At 45.1% G+C, this 23,427-nt stretch carries 23 protein-coding genes; 10 read left to right on the top strand and 13 right to left on the bottom strand.

The window, feature by feature from the left end:
• The first annotated feature begins 100 nt into the window (after positions 1-100).
• A complete protein-coding gene (gene clpB, locus K9J17_11100) occupies positions 101-2,713 on the top strand; it encodes an ATP-dependent chaperone ClpB (GenBank protein ID MCF8277270.1) in 2,613 nt (870 codons plus the stop codon).
• A gap of 57 nt (positions 2,714-2,770) precedes the next feature.
• Here clpB and K9J17_11105 read toward each other — a convergent pair whose 3' ends face one another.
• From K9J17_11105 to K9J17_11115, 3 genes are all read right to left on the bottom strand, one after another.
• A complete protein-coding gene (locus K9J17_11105) occupies positions 2,771-3,661 on the bottom strand; it encodes an arsenite methyltransferase (GenBank protein ID MCF8277271.1) in 891 nt (296 codons plus the stop codon).
• Positions 3,662-4,288: 627 nt separating this feature from the next.
• A complete protein-coding gene (locus tag K9J17_11110; GenBank protein ID MCF8277272.1) occupies positions 4,289-5,263 on the bottom strand; it encodes an endo alpha-1,4 polygalactosaminidase in 975 nt (324 codons plus the stop codon).
• Positions 5,264-5,447: 184 nt separating this feature from the next.
• Complete coding sequence (locus K9J17_11115; protein MCF8277273.1) at positions 5,448-5,870, bottom strand: DUF1761 domain-containing protein; 423 nt, start codon at positions 5,868-5,870, stop codon at positions 5,448-5,450.
• A 115-nt stretch (positions 5,871-5,985) separates the two neighbouring features.
• On the opposite strand from K9J17_11115, the gene K9J17_11120 reads away from it, so the two are divergent.
• The 3 genes from K9J17_11120 to K9J17_11130 all read left to right on the top strand — a co-directional run bounded on the left by K9J17_11120 (position 5,986) and on the right by K9J17_11130 (position 7,258).
• A complete protein-coding gene (locus K9J17_11120; GenBank protein MCF8277274.1) occupies positions 5,986-6,798 on the top strand; it encodes a M48 family metallopeptidase in 813 nt (270 codons plus the stop codon).
• Positions 6,799-6,882: 84 nt separating this feature from the next.
• A complete protein-coding gene (locus K9J17_11125; GenBank protein MCF8277275.1) occupies positions 6,883-7,068 on the top strand; it encodes a hypothetical protein in 186 nt (61 codons plus the stop codon).
• On the top strand, positions 7,061-7,258 hold the full coding sequence (locus K9J17_11130) for a hypothetical protein (protein MCF8277276.1): 198 nt from the start codon (positions 7,061-7,063) through the stop codon (positions 7,256-7,258). The genes K9J17_11125 and K9J17_11130 overlap by 8 nt, the downstream gene beginning before the upstream one ends.
• On the opposite strand, the gene K9J17_11135 is transcribed toward K9J17_11130, so the two are convergent.
• Together K9J17_11135 and K9J17_11140 are read right to left on the bottom strand one after the other, a co-directional pair.
• The gene (locus tag K9J17_11135; GenBank protein MCF8277277.1) at positions 7,241-8,395 is read right to left on the bottom strand and encodes a hypothetical protein; all 1,155 of its coding nucleotides are present in this window, start codon (positions 8,393-8,395) and stop codon (positions 7,241-7,243) included. The two genes, K9J17_11130 and K9J17_11135, sit on opposite strands and share 18 nt — an antisense overlap.
• A complete protein-coding gene (locus K9J17_11140; GenBank protein ID MCF8277278.1) occupies positions 8,392-9,813 on the bottom strand; it encodes an MBOAT family protein in 1,422 nt (473 codons plus the stop codon). Before K9J17_11140 ends, K9J17_11135 begins: the two co-directional genes overlap by 4 nt.
• 93 nt (positions 9,814-9,906) lie before the next feature.
• Between K9J17_11140 and efp the strand changes: the two genes are divergently transcribed.
• The 3 genes from efp (at position 9,907) to K9J17_11155 (ending at position 12,782) form a co-directional block, all read left to right on the top strand.
• Entirely contained in the window at positions 9,907-10,467 is a 561-nt protein-coding gene (gene efp / locus K9J17_11145; protein ID MCF8277279.1) for an elongation factor P, read from the top strand.
• Positions 10,468-10,472: 5 nt separating this feature from the next.
• Positions 10,473-11,402 (top strand): UDP-3-O-(3-hydroxymyristoyl)glucosamine N-acyltransferase, encoded by a 930-nt coding sequence (locus K9J17_11150; GenBank protein MCF8277280.1) that lies wholly within the window; start codon positions 10,473-10,475, stop codon positions 11,400-11,402.
• A gap of 120 nt (positions 11,403-11,522) precedes the next feature.
• The gene (locus K9J17_11155) at positions 11,523-12,782 is read left to right on the top strand and encodes a SpoIIE family protein phosphatase (GenBank protein ID MCF8277281.1); all 1,260 of its coding nucleotides are present in this window, start codon (positions 11,523-11,525) and stop codon (positions 12,780-12,782) included.
• On the opposite strand, the gene K9J17_11160 is transcribed toward K9J17_11155, so the two are convergent.
• From K9J17_11160 to K9J17_11175, 4 genes are all read right to left on the bottom strand, one after another.
• Positions 12,759-14,243, bottom strand: a complete 1,485-nt coding sequence (locus tag K9J17_11160; GenBank protein ID MCF8277282.1) for an O-antigen ligase family protein — start codon at positions 14,241-14,243, stop codon at positions 12,759-12,761. The genes K9J17_11155 and K9J17_11160 overlap by 24 nt on opposite strands.
• A 5-nt stretch (positions 14,244-14,248) precedes the next feature.
• Positions 14,249-15,199 (bottom strand): hypothetical protein, encoded by a 951-nt coding sequence (locus K9J17_11165; GenBank protein MCF8277283.1) that lies wholly within the window; start codon positions 15,197-15,199, stop codon positions 14,249-14,251.
• Positions 15,200-15,201: 2 nt separating this feature from the next.
• Positions 15,202-16,224, bottom strand: coding sequence for a hypothetical protein (locus tag K9J17_11170; GenBank protein MCF8277284.1), 1,023 nt, complete (start codon positions 16,222-16,224; stop codon positions 15,202-15,204).
• Between the two features lie 110 nt (positions 16,225-16,334).
• Entirely contained in the window at positions 16,335-17,789 is a 1,455-nt protein-coding gene (locus K9J17_11175) for a polysaccharide biosynthesis C-terminal domain-containing protein (protein MCF8277285.1), read from the bottom strand.
• Positions 17,790-17,891: 102 nt separating this feature from the next.
• Here K9J17_11175 and K9J17_11180 point away from each other — a divergent pair, with 102 nt between their 5' ends.
• Positions 17,892-18,974, top strand: coding sequence for a glycosyltransferase family 4 protein (locus K9J17_11180; protein MCF8277286.1), 1,083 nt, complete (start codon positions 17,892-17,894; stop codon positions 18,972-18,974).
• Positions 18,975-19,178: 204 nt separating this feature from the next.
• On the opposite strand, the gene K9J17_11185 is transcribed toward K9J17_11180, so the two are convergent.
• The 4 genes from K9J17_11185 to K9J17_11200 form a co-directional block, all read right to left on the bottom strand.
• Positions 19,179-19,466 (bottom strand): YbaB/EbfC family nucleoid-associated protein, encoded by a 288-nt coding sequence (locus K9J17_11185; protein ID MCF8277287.1) that lies wholly within the window; start codon positions 19,464-19,466, stop codon positions 19,179-19,181.
• 15 nt (positions 19,467-19,481) lie between these two features.
• Complete coding sequence (locus tag K9J17_11190; GenBank protein MCF8277288.1) at positions 19,482-19,688, bottom strand: hypothetical protein; 207 nt, start codon at positions 19,686-19,688, stop codon at positions 19,482-19,484.
• Between the two features lie 76 nt (positions 19,689-19,764).
• Complete coding sequence (locus tag K9J17_11195) at positions 19,765-20,502, bottom strand: hypothetical protein (protein ID MCF8277289.1); 738 nt, start codon at positions 20,500-20,502, stop codon at positions 19,765-19,767.
• Between the two features lie 33 nt (positions 20,503-20,535).
• Positions 20,536-20,862, bottom strand: coding sequence for a hypothetical protein (locus K9J17_11200; GenBank protein ID MCF8277290.1), 327 nt, complete (start codon positions 20,860-20,862; stop codon positions 20,536-20,538).
• 117 nt (positions 20,863-20,979) lie between these two features.
• Here K9J17_11200 and K9J17_11205 point away from each other — a divergent pair, with 117 nt between their 5' ends.
• Complete coding sequence (locus K9J17_11205) at positions 20,980-22,608, top strand: Zn-dependent hydrolase (protein ID MCF8277291.1); 1,629 nt, start codon at positions 20,980-20,982, stop codon at positions 22,606-22,608.
• Positions 22,609-22,638: 30 nt separating this feature from the next.
• Entirely contained in the window at positions 22,639-23,403 is a 765-nt protein-coding gene (gene yaaA, locus K9J17_11210) for a peroxide stress protein YaaA (protein ID MCF8277292.1), read from the top strand.
• The last annotated feature ends 24 nt before the right edge of the window (positions 23,404-23,427 follow it).

The raw sequence follows: 23,427 nt of genomic DNA on the forward strand, positions 1-23,427 counted from the left end.
TTACCGCTAAATGCTTGATATTCAGTAATGGATGTGCTTTTGATGAGTGCTTGCGGTCTGCGTCTATCGCAGATGGAATACAAACCAAAACCAGTACGATATGAACTTCAATAATTTCACGATAAAGTCGCAGGAAGCGTTGCAAGCAGCTACGCAGGAAGCGATGAACAACGGCCAACAGGCCATCGAAACAGGACACGTGTTAAAAGGTGTTCTGAACGTTGACGAGAACGTAACTCCATTTCTTCTCAAGAAATTGGGGGTAAATCTTCAAGCGTTCCAAGCAGCAGTTGACAGCCAAGTGAAAAGCTATCCCAAGATTGAGGGTGGACAGCCTTACCTATCCAACAACGCCAATCAGGTCTTGAATAAGGCTAATAACTTCCTAAAAGAGTTTGGCGATGAGTATGTTTCCATCGAACACATTCTTTTGGCCTTGCTTGCAGGGGGCGATACCATTGCACAGCTGATGAAAGACAGCGGTGTGACCGAAAAAGGACTGAAATCTGCCATTACTGAACTTAGAAAAGGAGGAAAGGTAACCAGCCAATCGGCAGAGGAAACCTACAACGCCTTGGGTAAATACGCCTTGAATTTCAACGAGTTGGCAAAGAGTGGAAAACTCGACCCGGTCATCGGAAGGGATGAAGAGATCAGACGCGTGTTGCAGATACTTTCCCGAAGAACCAAGAACAATCCGATCCTTATTGGAGAGCCAGGTGTGGGTAAAACCGCCATTGCCGAAGGCATTGCTCACCGTATCATAAACGGAGATGTTCCTGAGAATCTGAAAACGAAGCAATTGTATTCCTTGGATATGGGTGCATTGATTGCTGGGGCCAAATACAAAGGCGAGTTTGAAGAACGTTTGAAATCTGTGGTGAAAGAGGTTATTTCTGCCGATGGCGAGATCATCCTTTTCATTGATGAGATACACACGCTTGTTGGAGCAGGTGGAGGAGAAGGCGCCATGGATGCGGCCAATATCCTGAAGCCAGCGTTAGCACGTGGCGAACTGAAAGCAATCGGTGCCACCACACTGAACGAGTATCAGAAATACTTCGAAAAGGACAAGGCGCTTGAAAGACGTTTCCAGAAAGTGATGGTGGACGAGCCAAATACGGAAGACGCCATTTCCATTCTGCGTGGCCTGAAAGAGAAATACGAAACGCACCATAAGGTCCGAATTAAGGATGAGGCTATCATCTCAGCAGTTACGCTGTCACAACGCTACATCAACGACCGTTTTTTACCAGACAAGGCCATTGACCTGATTGATGAAGCTGCTTCTAAACTTCGTATCGAGATCAACTCATCTCCGCAGGAATTGGATGAAATTGAACGTAAGATCCGACAATTGGAGATTGAGCGCGAAGCCATTAAACGGGAGAAAGACCAGCCGAAGTTGGATAAGCTTGCTTCCCAATTGGCAGAATTAAGTGATGAACGCGATTCGCTAAAAGCCAAGTGGCAGAATGAGAAAGACATCGTAGAAGGCATTCAGCAGGCCAAGGAAGACATTGAGAACTTCAAATTGCAAGCTGAGCAGGCGGAACGTGCAGGAGACTTTGGAAAAGTAGCGGAGTTGCGCTACGGAAGAATTCAGGAAGCAGAAGCCAAATTGGAGGAAAGCAAACATCAATTGGCCGAACTCCAAGAGAATTCTCCGATGATCAAAGAGGAAGTAGATTCGGAAGACATTGCAGGCGTGGTTTCGCGCTGGACGGGAATTCCCATCAATAAGATGCTGGAAAGCGACCGTGAGAAGCTTCTCAAATTGGAAGACGAATTGCACAAACGTGTGGTAGGGCAAGAAGAAGCCATTTCTGCTATTTCAGATGCTGTGAGACGAAGCCGAGCAGGACTACAGGATGAAAAACGACCCATCGGTTCGTTTATCTTCTTAGGAACAACGGGTGTAGGTAAAACCGAACTTGCTAAAGCCTTGGCGGATTATCTTTTCAATAACGAGAACGCCATGACGCGTATTGATATGAGTGAGTATCAGGAACGCCATTCGGTTTCCCGTTTGGTAGGAGCACCTCCGGGATACGTGGGCTACGATGAAGGCGGACAGTTGACCGAAGCGGTGCGAAGAAAGCCGTACTCGATCGTGCTTTTGGATGAGATTGAGAAAGCGCATCCTGATGTGTTCAACATCTTACTGCAAGTGTTGGATGATGGCCGATTGACCGACAACAAGGGCCGCGTGGTGAACTTTAAGAACACCATCATCATCATGACCTCGAACCTTGGTTCGCACTTGATCCAAGAGAAGATGGAGGATATCAATGAATTCAACCGCGAGGAAGTGTTGGCATCTACCAAAACAGAACTGTTTGAACTGCTGAAGAAAACCTTGCGACCTGAGTTCTTGAATCGAATTGACGACATCATCATGTTTACACCGCTCACGCGAGATGATGTGTCAAGCATTGCCAGACTGCAGTTGCAGTTACTTGCCAAGCAATTGGCTAAGAATGGTATCACCTTCGAATTCACGGATGAATGTGTGGATTGGCTGTCTCAACTTGGTTTCGACCCACAGTTTGGTGCCAGACCATTGAAACGTGTCATCCAACGTGAAGTACTGAACGAACTCTCTAAGGAGATTCTTGCCGGAAAAGTGAACAAAGATGGTGTTATCATCCTCGATTGCTTTGACAAGAAGATCGTCTTCAGAAATCAACCGAAGCAAGAAGAGACGGTTTAAGTTGAGTTTGATTGAAAGTAAAAGTCCCGTTACACTCGTGTAACGGGACTTTTTTAATTAACAGCAGCCACTTTTAGGCGTACAGCAAGAAGATTCCTTCTCTATTTCGGAAAGCTTCACTTTAGGTTTTACGGTTTTTGCACCAGGCTTTTCTGCGTAAACTGTAATGCTGAAAATGCCTGTATCTCCGCTATTGAATGCGTTCACTTCTTCTGTTGATAGGTACTTGCCCAGTATGTCATCAGGAATGACGATCGGTTTTTCCTTTTGAACCGTGATGTTCTCGAAGCCAGTGTCGGTTATCAGTTTCAGGTATTCCGCCCGTTGAATGGCACCAGCCACACATCCGGCATACATTTCGGCATCTTGTCGCAATGCTTCTGGCAGTTCACCAACCAGAACGATGTCTGAAATGCTGAAGTGTCCGCCAGGTTTTAATACCCGATGAATTTCGGCAATCACTTTCTGTTTGTCTGGAACCAGATTCAGAACGCAGTTGCTTACCACTACATCGGCCACATCATTACTCACGGGCATCGCATCAATATCTCCTTCTCTGAATTCGACATTATTCAAACCGAGCTTTTCGGCATTGGCACGGGCCTTTTCAATCATAATAGGCGTGAAGTCAATTCCAATGACCTTTCCTTCTGCACCCGTTTCATGTCGGGCAACAAAACAATCATTTCCAGCCCCAGAACCAAGGTCAATGACCGTATCTCCGTTCTGGATCTTTGCAAATTGTGTAGGCAAACCACAACCTAATCCCAGGTCGGCATCTTCCACGTAGCCTTCCGTTTGGGAGTAGTCATCCATCATAATGTTGTAAACCTTGTTTGCAGGCGTGGTTGCACCACAGCAAGAGGACGCATTCTGCGTTTTACCCTGCTCGGCAATTTTGGCGTACCGCTCTTTCACTAAATTCTTTAACTGCTCTTCGTTCTTCATTTCAACCATCTTTTGGAGAAGTAAGATTAGTGAATTGATGGAGCATTGGCCTTGTAGGTGAGTTAGGTATGTTTCTGATTATTATCATGGGGAAGGAATTGATTCCCGCACAAATGCCAACAACACCCGTGTCATTCCGACCGCAGTGGAGGAATCTTTTGTTGAGAAATGCTAGATTGAATGAGATGCTTCGTTCCTAAGTATGACAGACGAGATACGATGGATGCTACTCATAAACGCCAACTGCACCTCTCACCCTGAGAAACAGCCTGCCTGAGGTACTCGAAGGAAAGTAGGGGCTTGTATGCTGGAAGGAATGCGTTACAGCTTCCGCTCGCTGCCGGTTCGTATCTTTACAGGATAGATGCACAGGATGGAGATACCGTTGACATGGGCCGTGTGGTCATCATTCAGAAATAATGTGTTGATCATGATGTTCTGTGCATTCGCTATTGTAGCAAATGCCAACAACACCCGTCATTCCGACCGCAGTGAAGGAATCTTTTGTTGAGAGATGCTAGATTGAATGAGATGCTTCGTTCCTAAGCATGACAGACGAGACAGGGTGGATGCTACTCATAAACGCCAACTACACCTGTCACTCTGACGAAGGAAGAGTCTCACACCTCACTCCTCAAAATATTCGTATCCATCAATGATATCGAGGTAAGCACCATCAAACCCAGCATCCACTATCATTTTGGTGTAGGATTCATTATTACCATAAATGATGTTCTGCCAATCAGTATTCCAATACTTGACCTTGTAATTGCCTTCCCAATCTGGGTTTTCGGCTTCAAGCCAAACGGGTTTGTCTGTACTCCAACTCGATTGCCAGTAATAACGATAGTCTTCTGCTTCGCCAATGCTCATGTAGCACACCACCATGCGCTGACCGCCATTGGCTTTTTCGCGTAGTTGGCTGATGTCGGAAGCTGTAAATGGCGTTCCGTCATTAAAGAAGAGGTCAATAACCAGCAGGTCGTAATTGGTGGCACGTACTTGATTGATGAAGTTTGTTTTAGATGGATAATTCTCCGAATTGAGCAGATACAGGAAGTTCTGTACGATAGGTAATGAATTGACCAGCGAACTGCTTTCCTGCCATATCGTGTTCGGATAACTTGGAATAGTGGTGAGGTTCCGTTCATCAGCGGCAAAGCCCACATAACCAGCAGCTTCGTTCAGTTCATACGAATCCAACATGTTTGCTGGCGTGGAACAATAATCAATGACCAGAATGCGGTTTCCGGCTTGCAACGACTTGTTCAGGAATCCTTGGATGTATTCCGATTCTTGCGTGGGAGTTGCCACGTAATCGTTATTGTAGCCATAGAACAGATCTTCTTGTCCGTGGGCATCAATGGCCATGGTATACGCGGTATGCAGCGGGCCGTCCACTTCACCGTTGGTGCTAATCAGTTCAATTCCATTCTGTGGAATGATGACGAAATTCGGATTCATGCCCTTCGCATATTCGCTTATTCCGATAACGAAACTTCGCATTTCCTCACGGTAATCTGTGTTGTCTGGTGTTTCATCCTTGGTGTTGCAACCTGCCAATAAACTGGCAATGAAAACGAGAATAGTCAGATGTCTCATGATTGGGAATTGGTTTGTCGATAAGGTATTTCGGTAATGGAATGTAGGGTTTTGGTCTCGTAACGCTGTTGATGGTTTTCACAAGTAAGAGGCGTTCGTGAACCACCTAAAACTCTCGCCTCATTTTAATGAAGAAAGCCTGCCATTTGGCAGGCCCTTTTCTTTAACGTCAAGATCATCAGAGTTACATGCCAGCCCCAGCAAAGGTGTAAAGGATGGCTCCCATCGCTGAAAAGCAAAGCACCCAATAGCCAGAGTTGATGAGGATTCCTTTCAAGTTCCTACGCTCGAATAATGAGTTGGTAATAAGCACCGGAAGCGCAAAATAGAGCGAATACAGCATTCCGTGAAACGCTCCATGCAACGCGGTTCTGTCGTCTTCGCCATGATGGTAAGCACCACCAGATAGTTTGTAGGCAACAACCATTGCCAAGAGGAACGACAGCCCGAAAATGAGCGGCATGCTTCCTTTTTTCAGTCCTTCTTCAGTCAGTCCGATTGATTCCATCCAGGCCTTTCCGAATACCTTAGGGTTATACCAGATAAAGCCAATGGCCAATGTTGATGCGGCTGAAACAGCCACGGCAATCCAATTTACTTCGTCCATTATTTTTTGTTTTTTGATGGTTTATGAAATCAAGGTACTGAAAAAAAACAATTTTGATTCATTGGTCCGACAATCACCAATACCCTTGGTTAATTTTGTGGCTCAAATAAACATCATGAAAAAAGCCATCATATACTTAGTGATTGTTGCCTTTGCCATAGCCTGCACCACGGTGCCCATCACAGGTAGAAAGCAAATGAATCTTTTGCCCGAGAGCCAGATGATGAGCATGTCTCTCGCAAATTATAATCAGTTTTTGGGTGCGAATCCCACCTTGCCGGCCAGCGACCAGCACGTTCAGCAAGTTAAACGAGTGGGAGAGAAGATAGCCGCAGCCGCTACACGCTATTTGAAAGCAAAAGGCGCCTCCGACCGTGTGGCAGGTTTTAAATGGGATTTCAATGTGGTGCAGAGCAACGAGGTGAACGCGTGGTGCATGCCGGGCGGAAAGGTGGTGTTCTACACCGGAATTCTACCTGTTTGTCAGGATGAAGATGGAATTGCCGTGGTAATGGGGCATGAAGTGGCGCATGCCATTGCTCGTCATGGTAATGAACGAATGAGTCAAGGTCTGCTGGTGCAGGGTGGAGGAATGGCAGTTGATTTAGCTTCTGCAATGACTAACCAGTCAGCACAAACAACAGCTCTTTTCCAACAGGCATACGGTATTGGTGCAACGGTTGGAGCAATTCTTCCGTTTTCACGTTTGCATGAAAGCGAAGCAGACGAAATGGGACTGATCTTTACGGCCATGGCCGGTTACGACCCCGCAACGGCTGTTCCTTTCTGGGAACGCATGTCGAAATTGGGTGGGAGCAGACCTCCTGAATTCTTGAGCACGCATCCAGACCCTGAAAAACGAAGTCAGAAATTGGCAGAACAGGTCAGATTGGCAAGAGCGTACGGTATTAAGTACGGAACCAATTAAAGACGATTTCTGAACAATAAACCAAAGTGACTGCTGTTTTAGCTCTGTGCTGTTAAATTTGTGCAAGCATTACTGTCCTTGGATATGAAATTCACGATGATACTGGTACTCTTTTTGCTTGGTTGCACTCTAAGTTCGTGTGATGATGGTTGTGTTACCTGTTCCGGTGTCACTGCTCCTCAGGAAGTCTGTAAAGGCGATTACACGGATAATAGCTATTACCAGAGTTATGTGGATGAATACGAAAATAAAGGAGGTACCTGTGAATAGAACTTGGGGATTGATCGTAGTAGTGGTTTCCATCAGTCTTGTTGGTTGTGGAAAATGTGAAGAGTGCGAATTGAACAATTCTTCCGAAACCATCTGCGAAACGGAGTTCGACAACACCGATCAATATCAAGATGCCATTGCAGACCGTGAGGCTGCTGGTGCTACCTGTACTTCAAAGGGTGGTTTCTGATTCTGTTTTCGGATAAAGAAGTTCTTCCAATTTTTCTACTGACCCCCAACCGAAACGCTGCATTTGAGGTTCGGTCATCATCAGCATTAGCACGTCCTGTTTCTTAAGCTCTTCAAGAATATCCAATTCCTCAACATTGGAAGTAGGGAAAACATGCGAAGGCTGCGCGTCTTTGAAATAGAACCAGAAACCACCGTAGCTGCAGACACGGTCTCCGAAGCCGCTACGCATGATTCCGTAATAATAGCTGTCCGCAATCACTATAAATTTGGTGGGAGTGATAGTTGAATCTTCTCCAAAATATCGAATAGGGTAGGCAAGCTTTTCATGATTTGGGGTGAAAAGGAGATTCATGCCAACCGCAATATCATTATCACCACCTCTAGCGGTGTCAGAAATCTCAATGTCGTACCAGAATTTCTGTAGTGGTCTTCCTGTCAATGATTGGATGTAGCCTCTTAGTGTATCGCAAACATGGGCTACTCCGTATTCACTCCAGTGAATGCCTCCTTTTGGAAAAAGTGGAAAGCGGCTCGTATCGTTCCAGCTATGGTATAGTTTCTTCAGGTCGAGCAGCCGGATATCGTTGCCCAGTGCAAAATCTGCTATGAACTCATAGTTGGTAATCGGGCGATGTTCGTCTTTCAGAAAATCGGAGAACTTATCTTCAAAGAAGCTTCCCTTTCCGGGAGCGAGTGCCAGAAAAGCCTTTACTCCAACAGAATCAAGTCCACGTTGAACGTGTTTCCATCGCAGAAGCTTATCGGTCAAGACATCTTCTCCAGCGAAATCTTTTCCGTAAAAAGCATCCACGTAGCCTACATCAAGCAAGACACCGTCTTTGCCAGGCGAAACACCATTAGCCATGGCCATGTCAAACACATCGAAATAATATTGATTCCTTAATCGCACCAAGTATTCTCTCGCTCCTATCTGCTCATTAAGCCAAGTTTCTTCTGCCGATTGGAAATTTCCATCGAACCAATCGTTCCAATCGAATTCAGGTTCTGATGCAGATTGGAAAGAGCCATCCAAAGGCCAAGCTGGAATAAATCTGAAATTCCGCTGAAGCAATGGCAACGACAGCGAAGCCAGCACCAACGCGAACAACAGATATTTCAGTGCACTTTGTATCAAAACTTGAAGTAAATGAAGGGGTTGAAGCCAGAAGCGGTGATCATACTAAGACAGAAAATGAAGAGTACAATGGATATGATGGTCTTGATGGCGTTTGCGAGTAGGCCTGCGCTGGAATCTTGTACCATTTTGTTCGTCCATTTTTCGATGGCAGGAACGATGGCCATGAATGAAAAAACGATAGCCAAGGCTAATGTCCACTTGAACTCCATGCTTAATGCAGGGAAATAAATGTCTTGACCGAAGGATAGCAAAGCACTATAAAAATGCAGCGCATGCTCAAATGTTTCTGTTCGGAACAGCACCCAGCCGAACATGGCTATCACAAAAGTGATAAGTATGCTTGTAATACGCCCAATTCGCTCGTATAATTTAGCTACGAACAAGCGTTCTAGTACAAGGAAAAGTCCGTGATAACCACCCCAGATGACAAAATTCCAAGAGGCTCCGTGCCAGAGACCGGACAAGAGAAAAACAACCCACAAGTTAAAATAGGTGCGTCCTACGCCTTTCCTGTTTCCTCCGAGAGGTATGTAGAGATAGTCCTTCATCCATCGGCTAAGCGTCATGTGCCAGCGTCTCCAGAATTCGGTAATGCTCGCAGAAACATATGGGCTATTGAAGTTTTCAGGGAATACGAATCCCATCATCCTGCCAAGCCCAATGGCCATATCAGAATAGCCAGAGAAATCGAAATAGATCTGCATGCTGTACGCGATAATGCCGATCCATGCCCAAGAAAATGTTAAGGCCTCGCCTTCCAAAGCAAAGGCTGAATCTGCCACTTGACCAACCACGTTTGCTACCAATACCTTTTTTGCCAAACCAATGGTAAACCGAAAGAACCCCAGCAAACGGTCATCTATTGTTTCGTGCTTACTTCGGTCAATCAGCTGGTCCGCTATTTCATTGAAACGGACAATCGGACCAGCTATCAACTGAGGGAACAGTATGATATACAAAGCATAATCTCCAAAGCTTTTCAAGGCAGCGTGTTTTCCTCTGTAGACATCTAGCGTGTAGCTCAATTTCTGAAACGTGAAAAACGATATGCCGATAGGAAGCGCAACAGCAGTCCAGTTGATGGATTCGATTCCGATTGAAATTAGAATGCTGTTGGCGTTTTCAACAAAAAAATTGGCGTATTTGAAGTAAGCAAGAAGTCCAACGTTTAGCACTACGCTTGCCGCTGCAAGCCATTTCCGATAACGCGTTTCGCTGGAGAGTTGTCGTACAAGCCAAAAATCAATCAGCAGGCTGGTATAAACTACAAATACGAATAGTGGTGCGCCCCAAGCATAGAAAAAGGTGCTTGCCAAAAGGGCTGTGTAGTTGCGGCTTTTCGCTGGCGCCAACAGATACAGTCCCAAAAAAACGGGGAGAAAGTATACAAGGAAAAGCGTACTGCTGAACACCATTTACGAAGCTTGAAAGCTATGAAAACATTGCCAATTCGTCCGTGTTGGATTGCTAATCAACTTAGTTAAATTTGCCGACCTAAAAATTCAATTATGGCATCAACTTCTGATATCAAAGTAGGATCAGTTATCCGATACAATGGCGAGCTCTGTATTGTGAGCGAAAAGCAACACACCATGCCTGGCAAAGGTGGCGCATTCTACCAAGTGAAAATGAAATCCATCCAAAGCGGAAGGAACTATGAAAATCGTTTCCGATCTGGAGAAAACGTAGATATTGCCCGTTTGATGTACAATGAATTGCAATACATCTACGAAGAAGGAGAACATTTTGTGTGCATGAATCAGGAAACCTACGAGCAGGTTATGATACCCAAGAAATTGTTCGGAGACAATGCCCGATTCTTGAAAGAGAGCATGATCGTGAAAGTGGGTTTTGAAAGTGACCAACCAATCATTGCTGAAGCACCAACATTTGTTGAATTGCTCATAACCCATTCAGAACCAGGCATTAAAGGCGATACAGCAACAAATAGCATGAAGCCTGCTACGCTTGAAACAGGAGCAGAGATCAAAGTCCCTCTTTTTGTGAATGAGGGCGAAATGATCAAGATCGACACCCGTACAGGAGAGTACGTGGAGCGAGTCAAGTAACAAAATTGAACTTTTCAAAACCCATAGTTGCAGCCGAATTGGCTGCACGGATCGGTGCCGAATGCATTGGTGATGGGCAAATAGAGCTGACGGGAATCAATGAGATTCATCGTGTTGCTAAAGGCGAGATCACTTTTTGTGATCATCCTAAATACATCAAAAAGGCTTTGGCTTCGGCTGCGAGTTGTGTTCTTGTAAACGAACGATGCGAGGCGCCAGAAAGGAAAGTGCTATTGTTGGTCAATCGTCCGTTCGGAACCTTCACGCAGCTTTGCAAAGAGCTACGAGGAAGTTTTGAAACCGATGAAATGGTCTGTTCTGATGCACAGATTGGATTGAATTCGGTTGTGATGCCAGGCGCATTTGTTGGCAAGCATGTACTTATTGGCGAAAACTGTTTCATTCATCCTAACGTGACCATTTATGATGGAACTATCATTGGCAATAATGTCATTATCCACGCTGGAACTGTAATTGGTGCAGACGCTTTCTATTATCAACGTTCTGGAGGCTACAATAAGCTTCATTCGTGCGGAATCGTACGCATTGAAGATGATGTTGAAATTGGTGCCAATTGCACGGTAGACAGAGGTGTGACTGCGGAAACCATCATCGGACAAGGGACTAAGATTGATAACCTCGTTCAGATCGGTCATGACACGATTGTAGGAAAGAATTGCCTGTTTGCCTCTCAGGTCGGAATTGCCGGAGTCGTAACGGTAGAAGATGATGTGATCCTTTGGGGACAGGTTGGCGTTCAGAAAGATCTGACGATAGGCAAGGGTGCCGTGGTTCTGGGGCAATCAGGAATTGCTAAATCACTTCGAGGCGGAATCACCTATTTCGGTAGCCCAGTACGTGAAGCTCGCGAGAAAATGAAGGAATTGGCAATGATCAAGCAGCTTCCTTCCATTATTGAGCGGCTGGGCAATTAGGTCGGTCGTAGAACGAACTCGTAAATACTCCATCTCGTCACGTTGTTTTATTACTTTGTCTAATTCTTACAGTTTAACTAGAAACTGTGTGTAAATTCAAGTGCTTTTAGGAAGAACCCGTTGACCAGCATCAGTAAGAATAGAAACGAGCAGATCATTCTTGAAACACTCAAGATTGCTAACTCTGCCTTGAAGTTGAAAAACCTCAAGCTGAACTCGTTGCTGGAGATCACTAATGCCATCAATAACAATTTTTCGAGAGAGCAACTGCTTAAGATCTTTGAGTTTGTCCTTCGTAACCAACTCAACATTGGAAGACTGTTATTCTATACAAAGGATGAAGAGTGGGAACAATCCATAGGTCATGGTTTGGTTCCCAATATGAAATTACCTGATATCGAGTTTGATCTACTTCCAATTCGGGAAGTGCAGGAGATAACTAAGAATGGTCAGATCTATTTCGGCCAATTTGATGTCATTATTCCAATTATGCATAAGAATGAGGCTTTGGCCTATCTTCTTGCTGGAGATATCAACGAAGATCTGATTGAGAATACAAAGACGCGCCACATACCGTTCATTCAGACCTTGGCAAACATTATCACAGTTTCCATCGAGAACAAGCGCTTGTTCAAAGAGAACCTTCGCAGAGCGGGAATGAAACGTGAGATGGAACTTGCTTCCGAAATGCAGAACATGCTTTTTCCAAGCAAACTTCCACATAACGCACATGTCGAGATGGCTGCTTACCATAAGCCTCATCAGGACGTTGGTGGCGACTATTACGATTTCATTCAGCTGAGCGACAATGAGATTGCCTTTTGTATGGCAGATGTGTCGGGAAAAGGAGTTTCTGCTGCACTGCTGATGTCAAACTTTCAAGCGAATCTCAGAGCACTGTTCAATCACGAAACATCGCTTACAGACCTTGTACAGGAATTGAATCAGAAGGTGTTGAATTCAGCCATGGGCGAAAAATTCATCACCATTTTCATCGCCAAATACAATTTTGTGACGCGCGTGCTTCAGTACGTGAATGCTGGACAGAATCCTCCGATTCTGGTGTCAAACAATACTACGAGTTTGCTTTCTACCGGATGTCCTGGATTAGGAATGCTCGATGATCTGCCTACGATCAGAGAAGGTATCTTGGTGCTTGAACCAGATTCAATGATCACATGCTACACGGATGGAGTGGTGGAATTGGAAAACGTTCGCGAAAAGGAATTCGGAGAAAGTAAATTGGAATTGATCCTTCTTGATCAACAGAACAGTTCAGTACGAGAAGTGAACGAAAGCATTGTCAAACTACTCAGAAGTCACAAAGGCCAAATGCCTTATGTGGATGACATCGCTCTACTCACCACCAGATTCAAGTAGACTTTCGTCTTTGCCTGAAACAGGAGCGTTTTCCTCCTTCATGTGATAAACTTCAATAGCCACAATTCCGGCTATGAATCCCCAAAAAGGTGCTGAAGCCTTATCGGTGTCCAAGAAGTTATTCAAGATTCCATGGATGAGATAGGTGATCAATCCGAGGAACAGACTAACGAGATATAGCCTGTGTTCTTCATTTTTCATTCTCGGATATAGCTTAACGGAATAGTAGATCACGCAGATCACCACAATCAAGAAGGACACCATTCCGAAAAGCCCCGATTCGGACAATGGGCCAATGTATTCGCTGTGTGCATTTCCCTTATCTCCAGCGTTGGTACTGATGCTGGTCTTTTCGCTCGACAATTGGAAAGGTGCATATTGGAACATGTAAGTTCCTGGTCCCCAACCCACAAACGGACGGTCTTTGAACATTCGCCAAGCAGAACCCCATCTGTTCAAACGCTCCAAATTGGAAGCATCCGTAGAGATGTTGGAGATTGATTTTACGTGTTCTGTAAGCTCAGCAGACGAATCTTGACGGTTCTTCTCAAGCTTCATGATTATCGTGTCCCAAGAAAGGAATAGCGCCACGAAAAATGCAGCAGCAAGTGCCATGATTGTTGTGAACCGAATACGAAAGCGCATCACCAGATAAACGCCTAATGCACCAATGAGGCTTACCCAAGCGGCACGGGTATAAGACAGAATCAATGCAATGGTAAACAATGCGAGGACCATCAGAAACACGACTTTCCAACTCCTGCTGTAATGGCTGCTGAAAACAAGACCTATCAATAGCGGATAGAACATGGCCAACGCAGCGCCATAAGAGGTATGGTCATTGAAGAATGGCGACATGACCCAGTGGGCTGGCTGTTCCATGAATCCGTACATCCCGTGATGAACAATTGTATAGATTATCACCCCGATGAAGGCCGTCATGTACATGGCAATAAACCACTTGATGCTCTTGAAGTTTCTGAATATTTGAGTGGTTATGAAATAGAAGGTAACCACATACCAAAGCCTTGAAACCAGATATTTAAGGGAAATCAAGGGCATTTCGCTGGTAGCCGTGGTTACACCTAGCCATACCAGATTGATGATGATGGCCAAGGTAATGGGGTGATCGGCAATGCGTTTGTCAAACTTTCTTTCGGCAAACAACTTCAGAATGAAAATGAGCAAAACTCCGAAAAGTAATGGGTCTGTGGGAAGCGTCAATCCTACTCCAAGGCCGATGTCTGTAAGGTTAACGGACAACGGAGTGAGGAAAACGATGAGAAGAACCAGTTTGTCTAACGCAAAGAATGCGAGCAATACAATGGCCAACAACGCAGGCAAAAGCGGTGCGTAATAGAATTCGTTAGCAACAAGAATGGCGTTGAGAATCGCAAACACACCGCCTACCAAATAGATCAATTTGGCATTTACAGCAGGTGTTTTAAGCACGTTTAACAAGCGTGTTAAGGTTTTGGCTCTATTCCTCGCATATTTTCCATTATGCTGAGGAAAAGAATGGTCAAAAGAAGGGTTCCGAGCATCGAAGAAACGACAATCAGCCATCTGATCGGATACGCCTTCTTATCAGAAACTACAGGATTAGTTATGACATTACAATAAGTGAGATTTTTCTCAACATCTCTTTGAGCAGCTTCTAACTGTTCTTTAAGATCATTGTATCCTCCTCGGATTCTCCAAAGATGTTCGTTCAATGACTGAAATTCACCACCTTTCTCTTTCAATGCGTTCAACAACGGTTCGATTTCTTTGGCGTTCGCTTTTGTGCTTGGTGTAGAGATCACTTGCAGATAGCGTTCAGTAGCGTATTCGGTCTGAAGCGAATAATCGAGAATTCCATAATCCTTTCTGATACCCGCCAAGATTGCTTCCATGCTATCCATTTCAGCTTTCTTGTTGTTCACCTGCATGTCGAGGATCTTCACCAATTCCATGGCTTTTTCCTTCTGAAGCAATCGTTCTTTCTTGTTGAAGAAATAGATGATAGAATTCACCATGTCGCGTGCCTGAATTGGACTAGCGTCCATTACTTCAATGACTACCGATTCGTACTCTGTCTTACTGAAAGTGACATTCGTTTGATACTCCAATATCAGATCGGTGTTGGCCGAAGTATCAATCTTGTATGTCTCAAATAAGTGATAGACAGATACGATCGAGTCGCGGATCTTATCTGATTCCAATACTTGAAGCATTTGTTCTGTTGGTGTTTCTGTCCCCATCGGAATGATGTTGGCAGGATACAGCACCGCGAACGACTTATACTTCGGGGTGATAACAAATGAACTTGAAAAAATTGCGGAAAGGATAACGGCAACAATGGCCACTCCTACTAAGTGTTTCCACCAGCGCATTATAAGTCCGAGAAGTTCGGAGTTGTTTCTGTAATCGTTCATGCCTAAGATGGTTTGGCGCGTGACACATTTTCGTAAGCGATGATGGCAAGTAGGGCGATTAAGAACGTTGAAACGGTTGCGATGAGTACTATCAGCCATCTGATCGGATAGCTTTTCTTCTCAGCTGGAAATGCATTGTTTACAATGAATTTGTGCGGAAGTGTTTGCTCTGCATCCACTTTGGCTTCTTGATATTTTGCGCGGAGGTGACTCAGTTGCTCCTTTTCGTGCTCAAGCATATCTCTGATGGAAACATACGCACCACCATATTTAGAAAGTATCTGAAGTTGCTTTCCTAATTGCTCAGCTGCACGCGTGTTGCCTTCCAAAATCGCCTTAGCGTAATATTCGTTGAAACGTTCAGACATCGATTCATAATCGTTCACACCCATTTCACGCATAGTGTTCAACGAATCTTCCAATTCTTTCACGTAGGCTTTCATTTCAGCGTATTCCGCTTCGGCAATGGCCATGGCTTTGAAAGCGCGCTCTTTTTGCATTCGGTTTTTGACCGAATCGACCAGAGCAGCAATGTCGTTAGCAATATCAGCGGCCAAAATAGGGTCAGTGTCCAAAACATCAATTCTCACAGATTGAAACTCTGTACGATTGTAGGTAATGTTGCTCTCATATTCCTTGAACAAAAGGGTTTCTCCATACTGTTCAGTTGAATCGATCTTGTAGTGCGCCTTCAATTTATATTTCTTGATAACCCGTGAACGGATCTCATCTGAATTCAAGATCTGAATCAGTTGCTCAGCTTGTTCTTCTTCTCCAAACGACAGAAGGTCTTCTTTCGAGGTGTTGTTTTTGGCAAGCAGCGATTTTGAAATGGATGCGGTGGATGTCGGGAACATGATCACCGTGCTTTCAAATTTCGGTTCAATGAAATAAGGTCCCGAAAAAATAGCCGACAATACGGCTGCAGCAAATGTTACAATGATCAGCGGACGTTTCCATCGTAAGACGAACAGCAGAAGATTGGATGAGTCAAAATCCAGTCCTTGATTTTTTTCTTCTGTCATATTGTTCTCCTATGCCTCTGAATTAAGCGTGGCAAAAGTAGAAATTTTTAGAAGCCGAAAAGTTTGGGTTTTCGATGCTTGGTGAGGGCTACGGCTTGCTCGGGAAACACTTAGTTGCGCATCATTCTTAAACGCTGAATGATCTTCATATCTGGAATAAGCGAAAGAATGGTCAAAACGCCACCAGAAAGCAGGATGATAAGACTTCCCGCAATCCACGGTAGTTCTGAGCCAAAGTATCCAATGATGGCAACCAATATGAGTGGAGTCAAGAGGAAAATGAAATCACGGTCCAATTCAAAACGGAATAATTTGATGGCAACGAATAACTGAAGTACGAATGCCAGTACTTGTGTAATTAAACAGGTTACAGCAGCGCCATACGCACCCAATTTGGGAATAAGCATTGCGTTGAATGCCAAGCTGGATACGACTCCAACCAGCGCAATAATATTCAGATGTTTGAGACTACCGTTCGCTGTAAGTAATGTTCCAATGATGTAAGCGCCTGCCATTGGTACCAAAGAGAACATGAGCAGCGAAAGGATCCTTCCCGATTCTTCCACATGCGAATCATACAATTGCCCCATCAATTCAGGCGCAAAATACCATGTGATAATGCCCAAGGTAGTTGCGGGAATCAAGATGAGTTTTGAGGCCAGATGAACCAATGGTTTCACATCTTCCTTCAATTTGAGCATGCGCGAAAACATGGGAAGCAACAGCACAGCGAAGAGGTAAGCGATCATGTTGCTTGCATCCAAAAGTCGGAACGCCTGTGCGTAAACACCGGTCTGTTCCTTTCCGTCAGGCAGCATTCGTTCAAGCAGAACAGAATCAACTCGTCCGTAAATGCTCATCAACAGAATAAGCAGCGCGAACGGTAAACTCTGTTTCAGAATAAGAGCCAGCATGGCCGAATTCCATTTCATCATGAATGGACCACCACGCTTAATGACAACCGCAAGCGCAAAAAGCATGGTGCTTCCGTATGCGAAGGTTTGCATGTACACGAACCACTCTATCCGAAATGGAGATGAACGTTGCATGAAGAAAAGCACCCAGCCGCACGTAAGAATCATGAGTAATCGGTCCATGATGGAGACCAAACTGTCCATTTTAAAGAGCTGCATTCCAGCAATATTCGACCTCAAAAAGAGAATGGAAGAAAGCAGAAACTGGTTGAAGCAAAGAAGCAGCAACATCATGAGTTGATGATGTGAATAGCCCATCGTCAAACCCACCGTTAGGCAAATAATGAGATAGAAAACGGCAAGGATCAAACGCAGCGCAACTATCCGTGGGAAGTACTTTCCGAGCAGATGTTCGTGCTGAGATACGTTCCGATTGTTGAAATTGCTGATGCCAAGATCGAGGAATACATTCAGGATAAAAGCAAAGTTGAAAAGCGCAAAGTAAGAGCCGTAAGATGCTGCACCCACTTCGTTCTGCACGGCTCGGTCTATGCCAAATATCCAAAATGGCTTTATCAGCAGATTCAGAAATAAGAGAAACGCAAGGTTTGAAAGGAACTTTCTTTGCATGGCCGTTGGCAAATCTACCATTTGAAAACGCTTGCATAACTGTGGCTTTGCCGCTTTTATTACATTGCCGAGGTGCGAATAGCGGTTAATACACGGCTTCTTTTAAAGGGGAAACTTGAAGGTTTGGGACGGTTCACAGCCGAATCGCTCAAGCTCATTACGCGTGCGCATCCCGAACATCAGTTTTACTTTCTGTTTGACAGGCCATTTGATGAGGAGTTCGTCTTTGGCGATAATGTGACTCCTATCGTGGTTTCACCACCAGCGCGTCATCCCATTCTATGGCACGTTTGGTTCGAACTTTCACTGCCAAGTGTGCTTAAGAAAATCAATCCTGATCTGTTTTTGTCTCCAGACGGTTTCCTTTCTCTTAATGCAGATGTGCTTAGTCTGCCAGTCATACACGACTTGAATTTTGCGCATAATCCAGGTGATCTGGCCAAGACACATGCGTGGTTTTACAACCGCTATTTTCCTAAATATGCCCATAAGGCAAAGCGGATTGCCACCGTTTCGGAGTTCTCCAAGTTCGATATTGCTGAGCAATATGGAATTGATACCGATCGGATAGATGTGGTTTACAATGGCGTTTCCGAAAGATTCAAAGCCTTGAGCGCTGAGGAGAGCGCTTCAGTTCGAGCGGAGTACACAGATGGTCATCCGTACTTCATTTACGTTGGTGCCATTCATGCCAGAAAGAACATCGAACGCATGCTTGCAGCATACGAGGAGTTTCGAAATACACTGACGGAACCGCACAGATTTGTGATCGTTGGAAATAGAAAATGGTGGACACCTTCGATGCAAGCAACGTTGGATGGAATGCAATTCAAAGATGAATTGATATTCACCGGACGCATTCCAGAAGAGCAGTTGAATCAACTGATGGGTGCTGCATTGGCAAATGTGTACGTTTCAACCTTTGAAGGTTTCGGAATTCCCATTGTGGAGGCTTTTCAATCGAACGTTCCTGTCATCACTTCCAATGTAACGAGCATGCCTGAAATTGCAGGAGATGCCGCGCTGCTGGTTGACCCTTTTCAAAGCTCCGAAATTGCGGAAGCCATGGTACGCATTGCTTCATCCGAAACTTTGCGCCAATCGTTAGTGCAGAAAGGTCAGGAGAGAGCAAACGCTTTTACTTGGAACCGAACGGCAGATCTGCTGTGGGAAAGTATCCTCAAAACGGTTGATCAACACGCTTGATACGCTGCTGATAACGCTCAAAACTTCGGATTGGCATGGTTGTGGTTTTCGGTGATTGAACCGAAAAAACTTAGGCCATGAAAACCATATCTGCACGCTTTCTACACATTCTCGGATTCGGAATAATGGCACTTGCCTGGATTGTCCTTTCCATAGTGATGTAATTGGTGGGAGAGGTGTTTACCTCGATGGGCGGAGGAGGTTTTAGAAAAGACCGAGTCCGCCCATTAAACCTCCGGCCATACCACGCATTTCACTTTCAAATACATTTTCAGCATTTTCCAAGGCCTTGTTGGTGGCCATTACAATCAATTCCGCCAATTCTTCGTTATCGGCATTGGCGTAGGTTTCCTTCGGGATGATCACTTCCGTGATCTTTTTGTTTCCGTTGGCAACAACTGTAACGCCTTGGCATTCGCCTTTCACAGAAATATGGTTGAGCCGTTCTTTGGCAGCATCCATTTGCTCCTTCATCTGTTGGAGCTGTTTCATTTTATCGAACATGTACTATGATTTTTTGGCGCCTTTTTTTCTGTTGACGTGTTCTGTAAGCATTCGAATCCGATGCTCTAGAAGCTCGTTCATCTCATCGCCTTGCTCAAGAATAGAAGGGTAAATGCTCTTAGATATGATTTCTGGGCAGCATTCTTCAATGGAGCGATTGAGGCTTTCCACCTCTTCCATTATTTCCTTCAAAAGGCTTTTTGTTTTCACGAACCCAAATGTAGACGTGACACTGTGTGCATCCAACTTGGGTTTTCAAAAGATGTCAACAGCGGATCAACGTTTTTCAGTTTTCATCGGCCCAAGGCATTCCCCGCATGAATCGGTCTTTCCAAGGATAAAGTGCTTCGTTTTCTTCTCCCTTCATCGATCTCACGTCCGATTTTCTGACCGCTGGCGAACCGATGATAAGCGAATAGTCTTCAAAATCTTCCGTTACGATGGCTCCAGCACCGATCAGGCAATGTTCGCCAACGGCTACACCTCCGACAATGGATGATTGAATACCGATCTGCGTGTAATCTCCAACAGTTGGACCTTTTACAATTTCTGTTGGTGGATGGGTATCGTTTGCCATCACCACATTTGGGTAGATGAACACGAAATTGCCCAAATTGCTGAATTGGCACAGATGAACATTGCTGTGCAATTGGCAGAAATCGCCCATGGTCAAATGCCCTTGAAGATCGCTGTTGGTGCCCACTTTGCAATGATTGCCAATGCGTGTGTTTTCTCTAATGGTAACGCGATGCCCGGTTGAAAAGTGAGTACCGAATGTAGAGCCAGCATAAATGATGCAGTGGCTTCTGATAAGCGAATCCGCGCCAATTACCGTCTGTGGGTTCTGATAATTCTCATGCGAGTAATAATCGGAAAGTGGTTCTCCGATGATGCAGTTGTTTGCAATAATGGAGTTGTCGCCAATGACCACGTTGTCGTATATAACCGTGTCATCGCCAAAACGGACGTTCTTGCCAATAATGGCATTCGGGCTTATCCGAACGTTGATTCCATTGAACTTCACAGGCCTTGAATTGCGGTAGGAATGAAGCGCGACTTACCAGTCTTCTTCTTCATTCGATCCTTTAGAGCGTGATTTTCCTTTCGAACTCTTGATGTCAAATGATCGGCCTTCCCAATAACAGGTGTAGCATCGGTAGCGTTTCACGGGCAGAATTCCGAACGATAGCGTACTCACCATTTTATCACCGCCATTACGTTGTGCACGTTTCAATTCTCCGGAGCAATTCGGACAGCGTTTGATCCTGTAATAATTGGAGCCTCGCAGAACAGTAAGAACTACAAGGTAGAAGATGAAAAAAACTACGAACCACCTGAGAAGGAGGAACAAAAATGCCGTGATGTCAATTTCTGTGGGATTCATAAATCGGTTGGCTAAGTTATGATCTTCTTAAATATCCTGAGTTAAATCAATACAACCATTCTGTTCGGCAGCCATCCGATAAATGCCCATATTTGAAGCGAAAACACAGCTATCATCATGAGAAACCTTTCACCATACGCATTCAGCCTACTTCTTTTTTCTGCCTGCCAGCAACAGCCGCAGGAAACTGCCGAGCCTATTCTTGCAGAAACAGGATTTGAGAACGTCTACACCACCTTTGATCTGACCACCGACATCTCTCTTCTCTCTGAAGAGGAAAAGGCGGTGATTCCGATCCTTATTGATGTGGCCAAGATCATGGATGGCCTGTTTTGGAAAGAAGCCTACGGAGACAAACAAGCGTTGCTGAGTAGTATTGAAGATGAGCGTTTGCGGACATATGCCGAATACAACTACGGTCCTTGGGATCGATTGAATGGTGATAAACCATTTATAGATGGAGTGGGAGAGAAGCCGCTTGGTTCTGGGTATTACCCAACAGATATGTCGAAGGAAGAGTTTGAGGCGTGGGACAATGCAGACAAAACTTCGCTGTACACGCTGATTGAGCGCGATGCAGAAGGGAAACTGCAAAGCGTTTGGTTCCATCAGAAGTTTGAAGCAGAAGTGAATCGCGCAGTTGATCTGATTGACAGTGCTGCTGCCATTCTTCAAGAAGCTGGCTTTAAAAAGTACCTGACCGAACGGGCAAAGGCGCTAAGGACAGATTCCTATTACACCAGCGACATTGCATGGATGGACATGCGCGATAATGGTTTGGATTTCGTGGTTGGGCCGATTGAGAATTACGAAGACAAACTCTATAACTACAAAGCGGCCCACGAAGCCTACGTGTTGGTGAAAGACAAAGAGTGGAGTCAACGTTTGGCCAAGTATGCCGCCTTACTGCCTGGCCTTCAAAAAGGATTGCCTGTTCCTGCTGAGTACAAGGCAGAAAAACCGGGCTCCGATTCGCAATTGGGCGCTTACGATGTGATCTACTACGCAGGCGATTGCAACGCGGGCAGCAAGACCATTGCCGTCAACCTGCCGAATGATGAAAAAGTGCAATTGGAAAAAGGCACGCGAAGGCTGCAATTGAAGAATGCCATGCGTTCCAAATACGACAAGATCTTGGTTGATATAGCCAAGGAACTGATTGTGGAAGATCAGCTGCAGCACGTCACCTTCAACGCGTTTTTTGGCAATACCATGTTCCACGAAGTGGCGCACGGTCTGGGAATCAAAAACACCATCAACGGAAAAGGCACCGTTCGCGAAGCATTACAGGAAGAATTCTCTGCACTGGAAGAAGGCAAAGCCGATATTCTAGGCCTGTACATGGTAACGGAACTCTACAAAAGTGGCGAGCTGACGGAAGGCACCGTAATGGACAACTACGTCACCTTTTTGGCCGGTATTTTCAGAAGTGTGCGTTTTGGAGCAAGCAGCGCGCACGGTCGTGCCAATATGGTGCGTTTCAATTACTTCAAGCAGCAAGGCGCGTTTAGCAAAGCAGATGGGAAATACCGAGTTGATTTTGAGAAAATGCAAGAGGCCATGGCTTCTTTAAGTGAGTTGATATTGACGCTCCAAGGCAATGGCGACAAGGAAGGCGTTATCAAATTGATGGAAGAAATGGGCAATGTGCCAGAAGACCTTCAAGCAGACCTCGACCGACTGAAAGATGCGAACATCCCGGTAGATGTGGTGTTCAATCAAGGAACCGAAGTGCTCGGGCTCTAATCTTAGAAGTTCTACCATTTAATTGCATTCATGATCACCCTTATTTCTCCTGCCAAAAAGCTCGATTACGAATCGAAGGTTGCCACCGAAGCATTCACCATTCCGGAAGGTTTGAACCGTTCGGCACAGCTCATTTCCAAATTGCAAAAGACATCTAACAAGAAGTTGGGCGAATTGATGGATCTGAGCCAAAACCTGGTGGAGTTGAATGCAGCACGCTACGCCAGCTGGACAGAAGATTTTACCGAAGGTGAAACACGGCAGGCGCTGTTGGCTTTCAAAGGCGATGTGTATCAGGGTATGAAAAACGAACTGTTGACGCCAGCCGAATTGGAGTATGCCCAAAAGCACCTGCGTATTCTTAGTGGTTTGCACGGACTCTTGCGTCCACTTGACCTTATAAAACCATATCGTTTAGAAATGGGAACCAAATTGGCAGTGCGAGGCAAAAAAGACCTCTACGGTTTTTGGGGCGATGAGATCACCGATCGATTGAACGTGGCCTTGGAAACATCGGGCAACGATACGCTGTGCAATCTTGCCAGTGGCGAGTATTTTAAAGCAGTGAACACCAAAAAGCTGAAGGCCAAGATCATTACGCCTGTGTTCAAAGACATGAAGAACGGCCAATTGAAGGTGATTTTCCTCTACGTCAAACAGGCGCGCGGCATGATGGCGGGATATATTCTTCGCAATGGTATTAACGATGCCGAAGACCTGAAAGGATTCTCAGATGGCGGTTATCGCTACACCGAAGACCTTTCGGATGAACAGACCTGGGTGTTTACCCGATAGTACTGGGCGTTTTCGAAACCGTTT

This window comes from Flavobacteriales bacterium (assembly GCA_021739695.1).
Lineage (GTDB): Bacteria > Bacteroidota > Bacteroidia > UBA10329 > UBA10329 > UBA10329.